The organism is Bdellovibrio sp. HCB209 (genome assembly GCF_047306065.1).
GTDB lineage: Bacteria > Bdellovibrionota > Bdellovibrionia > Bdellovibrionales > Bdellovibrionaceae > Bdellovibrio.
The window spans coordinates 2097045-2115712 of the sequence record NZ_CP178618.1; the positions used below are offsets into that span (position 1 = coordinate 2097045).

Below are 18668 nucleotides of genomic sequence, written 5' to 3' on the forward strand. Positions count from 1 at the left end.
GTTAAGCTGCTTTTACTATGGTCGAAGACTCCTCTTCGACCTCAGCGATTTTTTCGATCTCAGACTTGATGGCAGTTGCTAGATTATTTTGTTGTTTTGTCGAATCACCAATTGTGGCTACACCATTCGCTGTTTTTGAAATTCCCTGACTTAACTCGAAAAATGCCTCGACCACTTCTTTGGAATAAGACTGGTTGTTTTTTGCTAACTGAAGCGCCTCAGACACCAAAGATTCGATCTTAAGAGCTGCCTCCGCAGACTGATCGGCAAGTTTGCGAACCTCGTCAGCGACAACAGAGAATCCACGACCCAATTCGCCGGCACGTACAGCCTCGATCGTCGCATTGAACGCTAATAAATTAGTTCTATCCGAAAGGTCTTGAATTTTACTGACGATCCCAGAAATCGTGTTCGCTTTAAGTTCAAACTCTTCAGCAGACTTAATAACCTGTTGGACTTTTTCTTTACCAACTTCAGCATTGTCACGACTTTGATTGACGATGATTTCTGCTTCAAAGGAAGCTGACGCAATCTGATTGGCCGCGCGACTTAACTCATTAACGTGATCAGTAATATTGATCCCAGCCGCTTGGATGATCGTAGCGGTCTTTTTCTCGAGCGTGATGTCTGTCGCGAGCTTCATAATTTTATAGGTTTTGCCTGAAGCATCGATAATAGGATTGTACGTCGCTTGAATCCAGACCTGGCCACCATCTGAAGCCACTCGTTCAAAGCTATTGCGAATGAATTCGCCTTTTTTCAGTCGTTCCCAGAACAAAATGTATTCTGCTGTTTCTGTGTATTCACGTTTACAGAAAATGCGATGGTGCTTACCCACAACCTGTTCTTTATCGTACTTCATCAAATGCAAAAAGGCGTCGTTGGCATCCAAGACATTGCCGTCTAGGTCAAATTCAATAACGGCTTGAGAGCGTTTGATCGCCTGAAGCTTACCGTCCATTTCAGCAAAGAGATTTTTTTCTTCGGTGAAGTTCGTCGCGTATTTAACGATTTTAAATGGCTTTCCATTGAAGTCATAAATAGCACTGTAGGTCGCCTTCAACCAGATGGCAGCACCGGATTTCGTATAACGGCAGAATGTGCCCTGATGAAATGTTCCTTTTTTAAATGAATTCCAAAATTCTTGGTATTCATTTGAAGACGCGTAGGCATGATCACAGAACATACGGTGATGCTTGCCGACGATTTCGTCTTCGCTATATCCCATGGCAACTAGGAAGTTTTTATTCGCCGAAAGGATATTTCCCTCGAGATCAAACTCAATGGATGCTTGGCTATTAGAGATGGCTTTAACCATTCCCTCAAAATTCAATTCCTGTATTTTTCTGGCCGTCACATCACTCGCGAACTTGATGACCTTTGTGACCTTACCGAAAGTGTCGACCACAGGATTGTAAGATGCCTGAATCCAGACTTCCCTGTGTCCCTTACCAAAACGTCGGTACTCCCCAGATTGAAACTCTCCGCTTCTAAGGCGGCTCCAGAAGTCTGCATATTCGCTGCTAGCAGCATAGGTTTCGTCACAGAATATACTGTGATGCTTGCCTACGATTTCACTCATGGGATATCCCATGGCATTCAGGAAATTATCGTTGGCAGTTAAGATATGACCGTTAATATCAAATTCAATGGTAGCTTGAGATTTACCCAAGGCCGAAACGATACTGGATTGCTCGAGACTTAGATTTTTTTGTTTGGTAATAACGCTGGCTACTTTGACTACACTTTGCACGACACCTTGTTCATCGCGAATCGGATTGTAGCTTGCTTGAATCCAAACGATATGGCCTGACTTAGAATAACGGCAGTATTCACCGCTTTTACTTTGCCCTTCGCCGAGGTCTTTCCAAAATTTTCGATAATCTTCGGTTAAAACATACTCTTGATCACAAAAAATTCTGTGATGACGACCGACGATTTCATCGCGTTGATAACCGAGTGCGAAAAGGAAGTTTTCGTTGGCATTGATAATGGTTCCATCTAGCTGGAATTCAATCATCGCTTGGGAGTTGAAGATGGCGCTCATGATGGCTTGCGCTTGAAGAGCTATTTTTTTATCCATTGATCAAGATTCTCCCCATTTCGGTGTCCTCCTTATGTTTCGGCGACATCATTAGTAATCTTCATTAATTTTTGGATACAACCTATGTACTAGGGTTACAAAAGAGAAATTTGTTTTGTAGCCTTCCTCAATTATTGAGGATTCTCAGTTTCTCGTGCCGAAACACACTCCCTCGCAATTTGTTCCCTTCAAGAGATCTTGATAAAATTCGGATATGGAATTGGTACGTGCGACTTCCGAAGGTTTATATTGTCCACAGGGTGATTTCTATATCGACCCTTGGCGCCCCGTGGAGAAAGCCATTATCACGCACGGTCACTCTGATCACGCTCGCTGGGGCTCTAAAGAATATCACGCCAATGAAAAATGCATTCCGATTTTGAATTTACGCCTAGGCCAAGACATCGCAGTGAATGCCTATAAAGCCGGAGAGAAATTCAAACTCGGCAACGCCTGGGTGAGTTTTCATCCCGCAGGTCACATCTTGGGTTCTTGCCAAGTGCGCATCGAGTACAAGAATCAAGTGTGGGTTGCTTCGGGAGATTACAAACGCACCCCCGATCCATCCTGTGATCCTTTTGAAGTGGTTCCTTGTGAGACTTTTATCTCGGAAGCGACTTTTGCTTTGCCTGTTTACAAATGGGATCCAGGGCATGTCACAGCAGCCAAGATTTACGAGTGGTGGCAATCCGATCAAGATCGTCCCAGCATGTTATTTTGTTATGCTTTAGGAAAAGCCCAGAGAGTCTTAGCGGAACTGAGTCAAATAACGGACCGCAAAGTCTATTTGCATGGAGCGATGGAATCGATCACACAAATTTACCGAGACGCCGGCATTCAGATGCTGCCCACCGCTTCCGTACAAGAGCATGATAAGGGTTATAATTTTAAAGGCGACCTGATCCTGGCCCCACCATCAGCGCATCGCTCGCCTTGGATGAAAAGATTCAAAGAACCACAAACCGCATTTGCTTCGGGCTGGATGCAAGTGCGCGGAACACGAAGACGCAAAGGCTATGAAAAGGGTTTTGCGCTTTCAGATCACGCTGACTGGAATGAACTCAATCAAACCATCACGGAAACAAAAGCTTCAACAATATATCTGACTCATGGACGAACCGACGTCTTACAACGCTATTTAAACGAGCAAGGTAAAGAGGTAAAACTATTCGTCACACAATATGAAGCCGAAGAGGAGGCTTCATGAAGGAGTTCGCAGCCCTTTACGAAGAACTCGACTCCACCACTTCTACCAACGAAAAAGTGGCTGCACTTAAAAAGTATTTCACCAATGCCACGCCAGAAGATTCCATGTGGACATTGATGCTGTTAACCGGAAAAATCTCTAAGCGTGCGATCACATCTAGAACCCTCAGTAGTCTGTTTTTAGCGAGCACTCATTATCCTGAATGGCTTTGGCAAGAAAGCCGAGATCACGTGGGTGACACCGCTGAAACATTAAGCCTGCTTGCTCATTCGTTGAATTTATGCAGAACCACGTCCAGCTCGACACATAAAAGTCTAACCGAATGGATGGAAGAGGAAATTCCATCGCTTGGGAAAATTAAAGATGAACAGAAACAAGCGGATCATTTATTAAAACTCTGGAAAAAGTTAACCCAGCAAGAAGTTTACATTTTAAATAAATTAATCACTGGCGCCTTCCGAGTGGGAGTCAGTGACAAGTTAGTTATTCGTGCGCTGTCTGAGGTCTATGATGTCGCCACCGACCAGATCGCACATCGCCTTAGCGGCAGTCTTGAAACAGGTGCCGAGGCCTTTGAAAAAGTCGTGTCTCGAGATGCTGTAGCAGTCACTTTTAGTCAGCCCTATCCATTCTGCCTGGCTCACCCTTGGAATGAGCGCAGTGAAAAACAATTTGATCCCAGTGAATGGTGTATCGAATGGAAATACGACGGTATTCGTGCCCAAGTCATTCGCCGTGAAAGCCAAACATGGATCTGGTCCCGTGGCGAAGAAGACATCACCGCCACCTTCCCCGAGCTAGCAGAAATATTCGATGCACTTCCCGAAGGTACGGCTCTAGATGGCGAAATCTTGGTATTTAAAGATGATCGCATTTCTTCATTTCAATCTTTGCAGCGCCGCCTGGGGCGAAAAAAGGTTTCAGCGCAAATGCTGAAGGAATTTCCGGCTGGCTTTATGGGATATGACTGTTTAGAAATTAACGGCCAAGACATTCGCCAGGAAACCTTAAAGAACCGCAAAAAACATCTCCACAAGGTTTTAAGCAAATTCAAAAATCCCCAAATTAGAATATCCCCGGTTGTTGAGGTTCAGTCTTTAGAAGAACTCAATGACCTGCGCCAGCAATCCCGGGACAAAGATTCCGAAGGTCTCATGATAAAATGGTGGGCGGGAGTTTACTCCGTCGGAAGAAAAACCGGCAATTGGTGGAAGTATAAAGTCGATCCCCTGACACTGGATGCCGTCTTGCTATATGCGCAATCAGGCACGGGTCGTAGATCCAATCTCTATACCGACTACACCTTCGCTCTTTGGAATGAGAATCACGAACTGATTCCATTTGCCAAAGCATACTCGGGCCTAGATCAAAAAGAAATCGACGAACTTGATGCCTGGATTCGCAGACACACCAAAGAAAAGTTTGGACCGGTACGTTCCGTTGAAGCAGAACACGTATTTGAAATTGGGTTTGAAGGCATCGGAGCATCCTCTCGCCATAAATCCGGAATTGCAGTGCGCTTCCCGCGAATCCTGCGCTGGAGAAAAGATAAGAAAGTTGAAGATGCTGACACTCTGACCTCTGCCCAAGAACTTTTAAAGGCGGTAAGCCAATGAGTCGCGAATTAAAACCCATCTATGATTTCTTTGCGACTAAAAAATGGAAGCCCTTTCCATTTCAAGAACAAGCTTGGAAGGCTTACTTAAAAGGCGATTCCGGTCTTTTACACATCCCTACCGGCTCAGGAAAAACTTATGCAGCCATCATGGGACCCTTAGCAAAATTCATCCATAATCCTCGTCCTGGATTAAAAGCGCTGTATCTAACTCCCTTGCGCGCACTCACCCGAGATATCGAAGCCGCAATCCAAGAACCTATTGAAACAATGAAGTGGCCCATCAAAGTAATGTCCCGTACAGGCGACACTACTTTTGCGAAAAAGAAAAAACAACTGACAAACCCGCCAGACCTGATGTTGACCACTCCGGAATCGCTGGCTGTTATGATCTCACAGCCGGATGCTGAAGATTTCTTTAAAAGTCTGCAGGTCGTTATTTTAGATGAGTGGCACGAACTGATGGCGAGTAAGCGTGGAAGCCTTTGCGAGTTATCTCTTTCATACCTTAGATCCATCAATCCAGAACTGCAAACCTGGGCCATGTCAGCCTCCATCGGGAATTTAGACGAGGCTGCTAAAGTTGCCGTGGGTCGTGGGCAAGAGCCTGTCGTTATCTCGGGAGGTTCTGATCGCAAACTGGAACTCGACTGCCTGCTACCAGAAAAAATCGATCGTTTTCCTTGGGCGGGTCATTTGGGATTTGCGCTAAAAGATTCCTTAATGGAGACACTTGATCCCGAAGTTTCAACATTGATCTTTACCAACACCCGCTCCCAAGCGGAACGGTGGTTTGAAGCTCTGCTTGCCGCACGTCCTGACATGGAACCTTTCATGGCCCTGCACCACAGCTCTCTTGAAAGAGAGGAACGGGAAGCCGTGGAAGAGGGCGTAAAAAACGGCGATCTGAAATGGGTTGTCTGCACATCGTCTTTAGATTTAGGTGTCGACTTTCAACCCGTTGAAAGAGTCGTACAAATTGGCTCGCCCAAAATGGTTGCGAGGATGATTCAAAGAGCGGGACGTTCGGCTCATCGCCCTGGCGGAAAAAGCCGTTTACTGTTCGTACCGACGAACTCTTGGGAAATCCTTGAACTTGAAGCCGTTAAAAAGGCCTTATCCGATAAACATATCGAGTCTCGCCGCCCCATCAAAAAACCTTTGGACGTATTACTTCAACATATGATGACCCTTGCCTGCGGCCCGGGCCTGCGAATGGATGAATTATGGCTCTCGCTCAAAGAAACCTTTTCGTTCTCAGAAATCACTCAAGACGAAATGAATTGGTGTCGTCGGTTTTTAACTCAAGGTGGTGAAACATTGCAGTCCTATCCGCAGTTTCATAAACTCGTGATGGATGAGGAATCAGGGAAATATCGTCCCGCAGATCCACGCACCGAAAAACTGCATCGTATGAGTATCGGGACAATTGTTTCCCGCCAATCAGTGCAAGTTTCCTACACCAATCGAACGCGCATAGGCTCCGTTGAAGAAAATTTCATTTCGAAATTAAAAAAAGGCGACGTCTTTCAATTCGCAGGAAAAAAATTAGAATTTGTGCTGCTGAAAGATATGACCGCTTATGTGAAATCCAGTAAAGCTCCGACCAATACCATTCCTTCTTGGGACGGGGGACGTTTTCCTATTTCTGAAACCCTTGGGAATGCGTTTCGCGAGGTCTTAACTGAAAAACATCCCGGCCTAGATCGTTTTTTAAAACCACTGCTTGGTACGCAAAGCGAAATGTCGATCCTGCCCGATCCCAACACTTTACTGATAGAAAAATGGACCTCCAAACAAGGAACCCATATATTTGTGTATCCTTTTGAAGGACGCTCGGTGCATGAAGGTTTAGCTCAGCTATGGGGCTATCGCTTTGCTCAACGAGCCCCGACAACCTTTTCGTTTTCTTTAAACGATTATGGTTTTGAAATCATGGGCCCTCATGACTATGACTTCGAAGGTCTATTTGACGACGACTTTTTTTCTGATCACAATTTGGTCGACGAAATTGGGCAGTCCTTGCAGATTGGGCAACTGAGCCAACGACAATTTAAAGAAATTGCGCAAATCGCGGGGTTAGTCTTTGTTGGTTATCCGGGCTCCCCTAAAACCGGAAGACAGATGCAAATCAGCGCATCCCTGCTTTACGATGTCTTTAAAAAACACGAGCCCAACAATTTACTGATCCGCCAAAGCTTTGATGAGGTCTTAGCGAACTCACTAGAAAGCGGCCGGATTCGCCGCACACTACAACGTATGAGCAAAATGAAAACCGCTTGGATCAATTTGCCGTCTCCATCGCCTTTGTCATTTCCGTTAGTCGTGGAAACCATCGCTACCGGAAATCTTTCCAATGAAAGTTTAGAAAGCAAAATCGCACGACTTAAAAAAAGTTGGGAAAAGAAAAATGATCATTCAAGCAGCCCAACAAAGCATTGAACTTTTGCCAGAAAAAGCCTTTGTCTGGAAATCAGAGAAGCTACTAGGTCTCTCGGATCTTCATTTGGGCAAAGCTGAAAGTTATCAGGCGGCAGGTGTTCCATTGCCCTCCGGAGGACATCGAGAGGATTTAGATCGACTCAGTGATTTGATTCATCATCATCATATCAAAAAGGCCGTGATCTTGGGTGACTGGATTCACAATCGCTTTTCATTAAGTGAGTTTGTGGTGCGTGATTTTCTGAGTTTTTTTGCAGCTCACGAAAATGTTGAGTGGACTCTGCTTTTGGGAAATCACGAAAAAGGTTCTGACGAAATTCTAAGAAATATGCCTTTTCATTTTGTCGAAGAAGAACTGACCATTGGCCCCTTTCTTATGACTCATGGCCATAAAAACCCACACTCCCCCTTATTCCAGATTCAGGGACACATTCATCCGATCGTGAACATCCACCAAGGAGCATTGCGCCTGAAGCTTCCCTGCTTTGTTCTGGATAGCAATTCCCTGACTATCCCCGCATTTGGCAGCATGACGGGGGGATTTACTATTAAACCTCAACTGAATAGGAGAATACTCGCGATAGGGCACGGAGAAATCTTTGAAGTGGAACGACCTCAAATTTGACTTATAACAAACGTTGGTTATGCTTAAACTATGAAACACTGTTTCACCGCGACTTTCATCACTATGTTCGCTTTTGCGTCTTTCGCAGCAGAAAAGACAGAGATCGTCTTTGGCGTGAACATGGACTATGCGATGCCGCTGGTGCAATTGCAGACCGAAAACAATTCAACAACTCTTGAAGGCGGCATCTTAAAAGACCTCGGCACCGCTATCGCTAAGGAACTTAAAGTTACCCCTAAATGGTTTTTGGTTCCCAAGCGCCGTGTCGGCCCGAATCTGTCTACTGGTAAAATCGATATCCTTTGCCACTTGAATGAAGTCTGGCAACCAGCCATTAAAAACGACGTCTGGTGGACCAATAAACTCTATGCAAGCTCCAATGTTTTGGTCTTTCTGAAAGACAACAAGCGCATCACCTCCGTTAAAGACATCGAAGGCGAGGACGTGGGAGTGGTTTTAAACTTTATTTACACCAGCCTAGATCCCCATTTCCAATCCGGAACCATCAAACGCGAAGACGGGCCTAACAACCTCGCCAACATCAAAAAGCTACTTAAAGGGCGCATTCACTATATCGTGATGTCGAACCTTGAGTTTGCGTACTACAACAGCCTCTATCCCCCTCTGCAATCCGCCGACCTGGGGATGGATTCAGTGCTGACGAAGTGTGCTGTCTCTAAAAAATCGTCACTCAAAATCGAAGATGTAAATAAAGCCATCGCGGCAATCACTCGCAGCGGAACTCTGGACAAAATTCTGCGCTCGTACTACTACACGGCTGGTGACTCCAAATAACTCTCGCCGTCCGAAGTCAGATATACGTTTTGCGCATTATATATTACTTTAAATGTACTTTACGAATTATCCACCGGCGGGCTAAATCCTTGGCATCACATTAAAGGATAACTCGATGAAACACTTCGTTCTTGCTCTAACTCTTCTGTTCGTATCTACCGGTGCATTTGCGGCGGCTGACTTTTCCAAAATGATGGAGCTTTGCGCTCTGCAAACTTCTGACGATCCAGAAGCTTACGAAAAGGCTTTCTCTGAAACATTCATCTACGTGAATAAGGCAAATAGCCTGACTCCCGCACAACTTGACATGATCAACCAACACTTGATTCAACAAGAGTATGTAGAAGCTCCTTTGACATTATCTGAGATCAAAGCGCTTTTTACAAAGGGTGAACAACAGTACAACGACCTTTACCTTGTTACGATGACTTCTAAAACTTCAGGAGCCGTGTATTACGAGGCGAAATCCTACCCAGGCGACAATCCATATGGGTTGGTATTCACTGCGGACCACAAGCTTGCTGCCTACAACCAAGATGACAACATCACATTGGTTCAAGGTTCCGAAAAGCTTGAGTGCCCTTGGCAGTAAGACGATCCCTAATTAAATAGTCCCTTAAAAAGCGCAGCCTTCCGATCTCGACGTCAGGAACTGCGCTTTTTCTTTATCCTTTCGCGTCCTTAGCAACCAGAAACAGCCCAAAATGGTGGCATTTTATCCGGCACGCTTCTTGGAATAACCCAGAACGGAAATACTAGTTCTTTGGATAATGGTGCCTATATGGCACCTGGAACGTTAGGGGCCGCGATGAAGATGTTTAAATTGAATACACAGCAGAAATATTTTTCAACTCTTCTGTTTTCAGTTCTATTTATAGGGGCTTGCAGCCCTTCCCAACCCAATTCTCCGATCTTTAAATCGGACCTATTGGATGGCCTTTACAGCACCCGTTCTAATATTAAGTCTCCTGAGATCTTTATCGCTAAGCTCTCAACTCCTGCTCTATTAGAAACAGCAAACCGCCAAAACGGTAAAACTATTATCGATGAAAAGCAGGCTGCCGCTATTAAAGCGGAGCAAGAAGCGACTATCGCTGAACTGCAAAAGATCTCTAAGGATATTCGCATCCTTATTCGCTACCGTCTGGTTTTGAACGGCCTGGTGGTTTACGCCCCAGCAGATACATTAGAGGCTATTAAAAAGATCCCTAACGTTGTTATGTCTGAAAAAGCGGGTCAATTTGCTCGCCTTCAAGACGACGACGTTGAAGCAAGCCCAACTGGTATGGTGGGACCTAAGACTTCGGTGAAATTCATCGGAAGTGAGGCGGCTTACGCGCAAAACATCCGCGGCCAAGGCATGCGTATTGGTGTGATCGATACAGGTATCGACTACACTCATAAAATGTTCGGCGGCGAAGGCACTGTGGACGCTTATAAGGCTGTGAATCCTTCAGCTCCGACGCCCGCTTTCCCAAATAAAAAAGTTGTGGGTGGTATCGACCTAGTTGGTAGCAACTGGTCACCAAGCTCTTCAAATCCTAAAATCCGCATTCCACTTCCTGATGAAAATCCCATGGATGAGGCCACTCATGGCACTCACGTAGCGGGTTCTGTTGCGGGTATCGGTGATGGAGTGAACACTTACGACGGTGTTGCACCAGATGCATTGCTTTACGCGATCAAAGTTTTCGGTAAAGGTGGCACGAGTGATGAGGTTGTGATCGCAGCTCTTGAGTATGCGGCGGACCCAACTGGTGATTTGAGTTTCTCGCAACAACTTGACGTGGTGAACTTGTCTTTGGGTTCTAGCTACGGGACTCCGCACATCATGTACAATGCTGCAATCAAAAACTTGGTTCGTGGTGGTACAGTTGTAGTAGCATCTGCGGGTAACTCAGGAGACCAAGCTTATATCGTGGGTGCACCGTCAGTTTCTGATGATGCGATCTCTGTTGCGTCTAGCATTGATGATATGTCGCAAAACGTAAGCTTCCCAGGCGCTGAGTTTGAAGCGAATGGTACGAAGCTTTTGGCTGAAATCAAGGAAGCGCAAAACACACCATCTCCTACTCTTGAAAATGGTAAGGGTGAGTTGATCTTTGCTGGCGTTGCTGACAAGGACTACTCTGCTGAGGAAGCTGAAAAGATCAAAGGCAAAATGGCTTTGATCGACCGTGGTGTTGTTTCTTTCGGTGATAAAATCAAACGCGCCCAAGCGGCTGGTGCGATCGGTGTGATCGTTGCCAACAATGCTCCAGGTGATGCTATCACGATGGCCAACGAAACAGCGGCTCAAATCCCAGCTGTTATGATCGACCAAGAAGCTGGCAACAAGATCAAAGCTGTGTTGTCTGGTGGTCAATCAGTAACTGTGAATTTGAAATCCGAGTCTAAAATTGAAAAACCTTGGTTAGCGGATACGATCTCTCCGTTCTCTTCTCGCGGTCCACGCTCTGAAGACGGTTTGATCAAGCCTGAGATCTCAGGCCCAGGAACAAATATCATTTCAGCAGCTCGTGGAGCTGGTGATAAAGGTGTTTTGATGTCTGGGACATCTATGTCTGGTCCGCACGTTGCGGGCGTTATGGGTCTTTTGAAACAAAAGTTCCCAGAGCTTTCTGTGCCTGAATTGAAATCCGTTTTATTGGGTCACGGTAAAGTGATCAATGACGAAAAGAAAAACATCTACTCTGTAAGCCGTCAGGGTGCGGGCCGTGTTCAAGTGGATAAATCCATTGAAGCAAAGGTTGTGTCTTCACCTTCGACGTTGTCTTTGGGCTTGGTTGATATCGAAAACCAAAAACTAATGACTATGGATGTGACTTTCAAAAATATCTCTAAGGATGCGATCCGCTTGAGCGCGAAATGGTCGGGCTCTAAAGCCCTGCAATTCCGCGTTCCTGAAGTGACGATCCCTGCTGGTGAGTCTAAGAAAGTGATCGTACGTATTCAAGTCGATAGCAGTTTGATGAAATCTGCGAACGAAGAGTTGGATGGTTTCTTGTCGTTCACTCAAGGCGAAGAAATCTTGTTGCAAATGCCAGCATTGGCAGTAACTCGTAAGATTTCAAGAATTGAGGCGACTTCTTTGGCCGTGGCTTCAAGCTCTAAAGCAGATGCTCCGGGTAGCCTAGCCGTTCTTAAAATCGCCAACAAGGGCATCAATGAAGGTAAAGCATATATCTTTAACTCCCTTGGTAAAGATGATCGTAAAAAAGATCCAAAACCAGACATGGCTCACAGCCGTAACTGCGACCTGCAGTCTTCTGGTTACCGTGTGATCACTGGCGAAGATGGCAAACGCTATATGCAAGTAGCCTTGAAGCTTTACGAAGGCCTTACAACATGGCACCGCTGCGAAGTGAACGTACAAATCGACTCGAACGACGATGGTATTGCTGATCAAGAATTGGCAGGCCTTGTAGGCACAGACCTTCCAGGTTTGGCTGTCGAGAAATTCGTAAGTCTTTTGTTAGACGGAAACAAAGCTCGCGCTATCCGTAAGCAATACGAGACGGATGCTTTGAGTGGCAAAAAAGTCGTGGAAGACTACAGAGCCGCCGTGATCAATGTTCTGCCGATGACTGTGTTTGATAATTCGACTTTGGCGATTATCACAGCTGACGTGAACGACTTGGTTGTTGCCTCCACCGGCGAACTAAAAATCAAAGTATCAACTACGCACAATGATTATGGTGCGATTGAGTACGATGACTATTTGGGTAGCGCAAACAGCTGGAAGAAAGTTTCTTTAAGCGAGCTTGGACAAGCTTACACTGGAATGCCAGATGCGATCACACTGCCTGGTCATGGTGAATCCGCGGTTCGTTTGACGAAGGGTTATAGCAACGCAGACCTGATCCTTTACTCGCCACAAAATATGTCTGTTAGAGACGTGGTGGCTGAAGATACTCAGTCACAAATCGTAAAACCTGCTTTCATAAAAAAGTAGGAAGCAAGCTACAGAAATAAAAAAAGAGCGGGTTTTATCCCGCTCTTTTTTTATTTAAAATTTGAAAGAACAAATTAGTTTTGCTTGTGGTTCTTTTTGACCTTATTTTCCACGATTTCAGATTTCGTTGGGGCTTTTTTCACCGCTTGGATGAAAGGAACTTCTGACACTTCCCAAGTTTCAGCCGCAGGAGAGATCATCGACTGTGTCTCGTGTTGAGACGATGTCGTTGCGCAGGCTGAAAGGAAACTCATTGCGATTAAAGCTGTGATCATTCCAATTGTTTTACTCATCTTAGGACTCCTTACAACATTCTACAAGTATACACCATTATCGGTATGCAAGGAGCTGACCAAAAGGTCTGTATTTTAAAATCTTCCTCGCGGCAGATCAGTGTGTAAGAAAAATCCAGCTGGCCAAAGTTTGCTAGTCACGATTATTTCGATTTGATGTAGCTGATGATTACTTAGCCTTTGCAAGTGTGTTGCGCTGAGTTTGGACTTGCGTGAGATGTATCAGTGTCTCATAGAGCTTTTCAGATTCAATAGGCTTAGTAAGGTAGTCATTGCAACCAACATTGATACAACGCTCGCGGTCTTCCTTCATCGCATGAGCGGTCAACGCCACAATTGGCCCCTTATAGCCACGCTCACGCAGCTCTCGAGTGGCCTGATAGCCATCCATGCGTGGCATCTGCATATCCATCAAGATCACATCGAATTCTTTATCCACGGTTTTCTGTAGAGCGACTGTGCCGTCATTCGCAAATTCACAAAGAACGCCACGCTTTTTCAGATAATGTTCGATCAAAACCTGATTGTCTTCAGAATCATCAACCACGAGGACATCCAAACCACGCAGTTGTTCCGTCATAGCTTCGACTTCTTGTGGAGTTTTAACTGCTGGCTTTTCGGCCTTGGCAATTTCTCTTTGAGGAATCGTGAGTCGGAATACCGAGCCCTCGCCAGGCGCGCTGCGCTTTAAGATCACGTCGCCTCCCAAAGACTTAGCTAACTTTTTAGAAAGTACCAACCCCAAGCCCGTGCCCTCGTACTGGCGCGTGCTGGAAGCGTCCACCTGGAAGAAATTCTGAAAGAGCTTGCCTTGCTGCTCTAGGGGAATACCAATGCCCGTGTCACTCACCTCGAAAAACATTTCATCGTGAATCGCACCGACCGTCACTTGCACAGTACCGTCATGAGTGAACTTCAAAGCATTGTTGATCAGATTCACCAAAATTTGCTTCAAGCGATTTCTGTCAGTGGCGATAACAAGATTTCGCACTGACGCCAACACTTCAAACCTTAACATAGAACCCGTTTTTAAAGCCTTCACATGCATCATGCTATTAAGCTCTTCAATAAAGGCATCCATGTGAACGCCGGTGAACTCAACTTCCAGATGCCCAGCCTCCACCTTAGTGATATCCAAAATATCATTAATCAAACGCGCAAGATTATGCCCGGTGCTTTCCATGACATCTAGATACTTGCGTTTTTCTTCATCGCTGACTTGCGGGTCTTTCAAGATATCAGTCATACCTAGGATAATTCCCAAAGGCGTGCGAATCTCGTGACTCATGTTCGCCAGGAACAAGGTCTTCACCTGATTGGCATTTTCAGCAAGCAAGCGCTGGGAGATATTCACATCGAGATCATGGCTCATTTTATTGATCGACTGAGCCAACTGACCAAGCTCATCCTGAGAGTGCACAGGAACTGTGATTCCAAGATTGCCCTGCCCGATTTCTCGCGTGGCATGATTAAGCTCAAGCAAACTGCGATTAAGCCCTTTTGCGAACGAGAATGTTAAAAACAACCCCGTTCCCTCAATCGTGATGACCGCTAAAACCAACAACATCATTAAGATGTTTTCCAGCCATCGCGAGCCCTCTCCCAGAACACTGGAAAATTCCGTCTCGTACGCTGTGAGTTGTTCATTCAGAACATCGATCTCGGCCAAGATCTTACGAACTTGTTCTTGATCTACGTTATTTTTAGAAAAGATCACGCGCAGTTCTTCTGCTTTTTGAATTAAGACTTTAAGTTTTTCATCTGCATGAGTCCACGCAACCACAGCTCGCTGGATATAAGAGATATGCCCAAATCTTTGCAGCATGCGAATGACACCCGGAATATCATCGGGATGAATTTCACCTTGAATGAAACCTGCGCGAACCTCATTCAAATCAGGGTTCGGCTTCATCAACTCTAAACGTGCTTTTCGATCCCCCAAAGGGATCTGCATGTATTTGTGAAAGTCGTCGTAGTAATGCTGCTCTTTAGTGAAAATATAGGAAGACAGCGAGTGAATGGCGTTCTTTTGTGCCTTGGACCAAAGCCCCTCGCCACCCACGAAGGCTCGGACGGAAGACAGCGTGGACAAAGCAAAAACCAGGGTGCCCAACTCGATAGCAATCAACAATGCCATCCCGCCGACGACAACATAGAGCTTTTTTACGACCGATAGGTTCTTCCAAAACTTAAACACGTTCCAATTTTCCCCAAGAAAGCATCTTGTAACGAATGTTATGGACACACTTCAAGCACTATTCGACAGATGTAGGGTACCTTACACACTCGCAATGAAGATTTGTTTACAACGAGTATTTTCTACGTCAAAACACGCATGTAAGGCTCTGCATCATACTTAGTTTTATTTATGACTTTACTATGCGACTAAGAACTGTGGTCTCCAACTTGTTTATCTATGATTCTTGCCACCATAGATGGATCCGGACTGTTCTGGCTCACAATCTAGACGGATCATGGGACATATAAATCCAAGGAGGATCTCTCATGAAAAAGCTCATAGTTTTTACCTTTGCGATGATGGCTTTTAGTTTTGCCCACGCGGAAAAAAGCCTGCTTGAAACAGTTATGCAGGACAGAAACTCTAGCCCCGCAAAACTAGATACAACCAATGAAGCGCGCAGAGCTCGTCAGGCCAGTGCCATCGAGTATCTGGAGCAACGCGACCGTCCTACAGAGAGGATCTATATCGAAGAGCGTATTACAGTTCCTGACTCTCGTGAGCCAGGATACAGAGCACCGGCCGACAGCTATTAATTTCATGACTGTCTAAGGTGTTTACAAGCTCCCATCGATTGATTTTCATTTTGCCACGACCGGCGATGAAAGTATGGAAAGGGAGCTTTTTTTGTTAGAACGGGGCTCTCAAATGTTAAGGAGTCCCCTATGCGCAAACTTGCGTTGTCTGCCCTTGCTTCCGTTCTTTCTTTTTCAGCCCTATCATTCGCGGTTCCAATGGATGGCGATTTGGTTTTGGAATACAAACACTACTATTCAGAATTCGATAAGTACGTTTGCAAAAACACTTCGGAAAAAGCACTTTCCACGGTGCCTCAGGAAATCAAAGATCTTTATCTTTCTTTCGAAGATTTAAACGTCAGCATCTTTTTGGATCAAGCGTTGCTAACAGCTGATTTTAAAGATGGCGATACAGAGTGCCGTTACAGCGTGCTTTACGCTATCGACAAAAATGCCAAGACATTAACCGCCAGCGAAACAAAGGCTTTCGCCATCGACAGCGACAAGAGCTGTGATGCAGGCAAAGGCAAAGTCGATTTGTTGCTAAAGAAACTCGACTACGTTGTTTTGCACGATCATCTGACTTTGAAATTGCCAACGCAAAGTTTGAAAGAAGCTTGCGGTGCAGATTCTGACTCTGCGATCCTTGCTTTCAAACGCATTCATCGTAAATAATTATTCATGGCAAAAGAACCGCAAGAGCTTTATTGGATCGAAAACCTTCTCCCTGAAGAGGGTTTTCGCCGTAAAGCGATGTTCGGTGGTTTTGCTTATTATCTGGACGAAAAAATCATCCTGATCACTTTTGAATCAGGCACCAAAACCAATTGGAACGGCTGCATGTTCCCGGTTGAGCATGAACACCAAGCCGAAGCTTTAAAGCAATTCCCGATTCTCTCCCCTCATCCGATTTTACCCAAGTGGTTGTACCTGCCGATTGAAACCGAAGGTTTTGAAGAATGGGTTTCAGATATCTTGCGAGTCGCACTTCGCCCGCACAGTTTGTGGGGAAATTATCCGAAAGAGAAAAAGAAATCCGCCGCTGGAAAAGCTAAAAAAGAAAAGCTTGTGATCGATACCAAAATCGACACGCGCAAGCCCCGTATGTTTTCTGATGCGGCCCCTGAAGAAGTGCTGCAAAAGGCCAAAAAGATCTCCGACCTCAAAAATGTCGGCCCCGTCCTTGAGGGTATGCTGCATGACGCCGGAATTAAGACGCCGCAGCAAATGTTCAAACTCGGATGGCAAAAGGTCATGACCAAGATGGTTAAAGTCCATCCTAAATCTAATCACTCTATGTATGCCTACGCAATCATCGGTGCTCTTGAAAATAAGGACTTCAATGCCCTTACGGAACAGCAAAGAATTGATACACGAGCGTTCATGAAAACCTTGCGAAACAAGCTCAAAGACTAAACCGTTTTGTTATTGACTCAATTTCTTAATTGGGAGGATAGTCTTTGGGTCGTTCACGACACTTATAAAGTGAAAGGTTTGAATTATGAAATCTCTAGTTATCGCTTCTTTGATCGCACTTTCTGCAACTGCTGCTCACGCAACTCAAATGGACGTACACTGCACAGCGGGTGATGCTGTTGTATCTGCTCAATTGACTATCGAAGGCCGCGACATCACTGGTGATGTTCAAGCTAACGGCACTGGCGTTGAAGATTTCAAAGGCACTGCAACTGGCCGCTACATTTTCTACCCAGCTGGTTCTTACTACAAATTCGACGATCTTGAAGTGATCGAATTCTGGTCTGCTTCTGGTGACCAATCTGTTGGTTTCAAATCAGTTCGTGGCGAAAAAGGTTCTTACGAACAAACTCTATTGGTTAACAAAGAATCTGTTCAAGGTTCTTGCGTAATCACTAAAGAGTAGTCTTTAGCACAAGCTTAAAAATAAAAAGGCGCAGATCTTAGATCGGCGCCTTTTTTTATTCTGGCAAAAGGTACAAGCAATGCGTTTCTTTAGTAAGTACGGACTTACTTTCAGTAATGAAACTCAGAAACGTTTTCACAGTGGAACTCTGATCCTCAGTTCTCCAAAAAACTCGTACAGGCAAAAACATATTCTTTATCGGAACGAACTTAGTACGTTGTGGAGCAAAGTTGGCATTGCTCGCAATAGTCAAAGAAACACCCTTGCCTGTTGCAACCAGAATCGGACAACTTTCATCATCAGCTTTAATATATATTTTAGGTTTCTTTGTAAGACCGTTCATCAAATGAACGATTCGATCATGAAACTCTTCGGCTTCTTTTCTGGAGTGCAGGATAATCGTCTCGTCCTTCAAACTCTGCAATGTAACTTCTTTCTTTTTAGCCAAAGGATGAGAATTTGGTAAAAGAACCCCCAGATTTTCCTTAAGAACTTCGACACTGTCCAGACCTGGATGGGCTGTCACACCTTCTATGAAGCCAAGATCAAACTTACCATCCGCAAGCTGCCTCAAAAGATCCTTATTACTCACCTCTTGATATTGAAACTTAATCTTTGGATACCTTTCGTTAAACTGCTCTATGACTTCTGGGAATCGCGCCATAAACGAAGTTCTTGAAAACCCAATTCTCACAACTCCCGACTTAATACGACTGGCGGAGCGAATCTCGCTTTCAATCCGGGAAATAGCCGCAGCGATCTCCCGAGCTTCCTTCAAGAGCAATACTCCCGCTCCAGTCAACTTAACAGAGCGGGTTGTTCGTTCAAACAGCTGACTCCCCAGCTCTTTCTCTAAGGACGAAATCAATCGAGTTAGAGGTGGCTGAGACATCCCAAGGATCTCTGCACTTTTCCGGAAATTCAATTCTTCAGCGACCACTATAAAGGCCTTTAGCTTGTCAAAATCCATATGTACTAATGATACCTTTTAGGTATCAATTAATCAACAATATG

At 45.1% G+C, this 18668-nt stretch carries 15 protein-coding genes; 11 read left to right on the plus strand and 4 right to left on the minus strand.

Features of this window, described 5'->3' with window-relative positions:
• Window position 1: 1 nt before the first annotated feature.
• The gene (locus ACLVWP_RS10245; protein WP_413557147.1) at window positions 2-2083 is read right to left on the minus strand and encodes a methyl-accepting chemotaxis protein; all 2082 of its coding nucleotides are present in this window, start codon (window positions 2081-2083) and stop codon (window positions 2-4) included.
• A gap of 214 nt (window positions 2084-2297) precedes the next feature.
• Here ACLVWP_RS10245 and ACLVWP_RS10250 point away from each other — a divergent pair, with 214 nt between their 5' ends.
• From ACLVWP_RS10250 to ACLVWP_RS10280, 7 genes are all read left to right on the plus strand, one after another.
• Complete coding sequence (locus tag ACLVWP_RS10250) at window positions 2298-3290, plus strand: ligase-associated DNA damage response exonuclease (protein ID WP_413557148.1); 993 nt, start codon at window positions 2298-2300, stop codon at window positions 3288-3290.
• Entirely contained in the window at window positions 3287-4906 is a 1620-nt protein-coding gene (locus tag ACLVWP_RS10255; RefSeq protein WP_413557149.1) for an ATP-dependent DNA ligase, read from the plus strand. The genes ACLVWP_RS10250 and ACLVWP_RS10255 overlap by 4 nt, the downstream gene beginning before the upstream one ends.
• Window positions 4903-7347 (plus strand): ligase-associated DNA damage response DEXH box helicase, encoded by a 2445-nt coding sequence (locus tag ACLVWP_RS10260; RefSeq protein WP_413557150.1) that lies wholly within the window; start codon window positions 4903-4905, stop codon window positions 7345-7347. The genes ACLVWP_RS10255 and ACLVWP_RS10260 overlap by 4 nt, the downstream gene beginning before the upstream one ends.
• Window positions 7316-7972, plus strand: coding sequence for a ligase-associated DNA damage response endonuclease PdeM (gene pdeM / locus ACLVWP_RS10265; RefSeq protein ID WP_413557151.1), 657 nt, complete (start codon window positions 7316-7318; stop codon window positions 7970-7972). The genes ACLVWP_RS10260 and pdeM overlap by 32 nt, the downstream gene beginning before the upstream one ends.
• 30 nt (window positions 7973-8002) lie before the next feature.
• Entirely contained in the window at window positions 8003-8767 is a 765-nt protein-coding gene (locus tag ACLVWP_RS10270; protein WP_413557152.1) for a substrate-binding periplasmic protein, read from the plus strand.
• A 115-nt stretch (window positions 8768-8882) separates the two neighbouring features.
• Window positions 8883-9359 (plus strand): hypothetical protein, encoded by a 477-nt coding sequence (locus ACLVWP_RS10275; protein WP_413557153.1) that lies wholly within the window; start codon window positions 8883-8885, stop codon window positions 9357-9359.
• A gap of 216 nt (window positions 9360-9575) precedes the next feature.
• The gene (locus ACLVWP_RS10280) at window positions 9576-12722 is read left to right on the plus strand and encodes a S8 family serine peptidase (RefSeq protein WP_413557154.1); all 3147 of its coding nucleotides are present in this window, start codon (window positions 9576-9578) and stop codon (window positions 12720-12722) included.
• A gap of 74 nt (window positions 12723-12796) precedes the next feature.
• Here the strand turns inward: ACLVWP_RS10280 and ACLVWP_RS10285 are convergent, their stop codons facing one another.
• Together ACLVWP_RS10285 and ACLVWP_RS10290 are read right to left on the minus strand one after the other, a co-directional pair.
• The gene (locus tag ACLVWP_RS10285) at window positions 12797-13015 is read right to left on the minus strand and encodes a hypothetical protein (RefSeq protein WP_413557155.1); all 219 of its coding nucleotides are present in this window, start codon (window positions 13013-13015) and stop codon (window positions 12797-12799) included.
• A gap of 169 nt (window positions 13016-13184) precedes the next feature.
• On the minus strand, window positions 13185-15212 hold the full coding sequence (locus ACLVWP_RS10290; RefSeq protein ID WP_413557156.1) for a response regulator: 2028 nt from the start codon (window positions 15210-15212) through the stop codon (window positions 13185-13187).
• A 308-nt stretch (window positions 15213-15520) separates the two neighbouring features.
• On the opposite strand from ACLVWP_RS10290, the gene ACLVWP_RS10295 reads away from it, so the two are divergent.
• The 4 genes from ACLVWP_RS10295 (at window position 15521) to ACLVWP_RS10310 (ending at window position 17654) form a co-directional block, all read left to right on the plus strand.
• Window positions 15521-15790 (plus strand): hypothetical protein, encoded by a 270-nt coding sequence (locus tag ACLVWP_RS10295; RefSeq protein WP_413557157.1) that lies wholly within the window; start codon window positions 15521-15523, stop codon window positions 15788-15790.
• A 129-nt stretch (window positions 15791-15919) separates the two neighbouring features.
• Complete coding sequence (locus ACLVWP_RS10300; protein ID WP_413557158.1) at window positions 15920-16447, plus strand: hypothetical protein; 528 nt, start codon at window positions 15920-15922, stop codon at window positions 16445-16447.
• Between the two features lie 6 nt (window positions 16448-16453).
• Window positions 16454-17188 carry a TfoX/Sxy family DNA transformation protein gene (locus ACLVWP_RS10305; RefSeq protein ID WP_413557159.1) on the plus strand — a complete coding sequence of 245 codons (735 nt, stop codon included), beginning with the start codon at window positions 16454-16456 and terminating at the stop codon, window positions 17186-17188.
• An 85-nt stretch (window positions 17189-17273) separates the two neighbouring features.
• Window positions 17274-17654: a hypothetical protein gene (locus ACLVWP_RS10310; RefSeq protein WP_413557160.1), complete on the plus strand. Its 381-nt coding sequence runs from the start codon at window positions 17274-17276 to the stop codon at window positions 17652-17654.
• 55 nt (window positions 17655-17709) lie between these two features.
• Here the strand turns inward: ACLVWP_RS10310 and ACLVWP_RS10315 are convergent, their stop codons facing one another.
• On the minus strand, window positions 17710-18624 hold the full coding sequence (locus ACLVWP_RS10315) for a LysR substrate-binding domain-containing protein (RefSeq protein ID WP_413557161.1): 915 nt from the start codon (window positions 18622-18624) through the stop codon (window positions 17710-17712).
• Window positions 18625-18668: the final 44 nt, after the last annotated feature.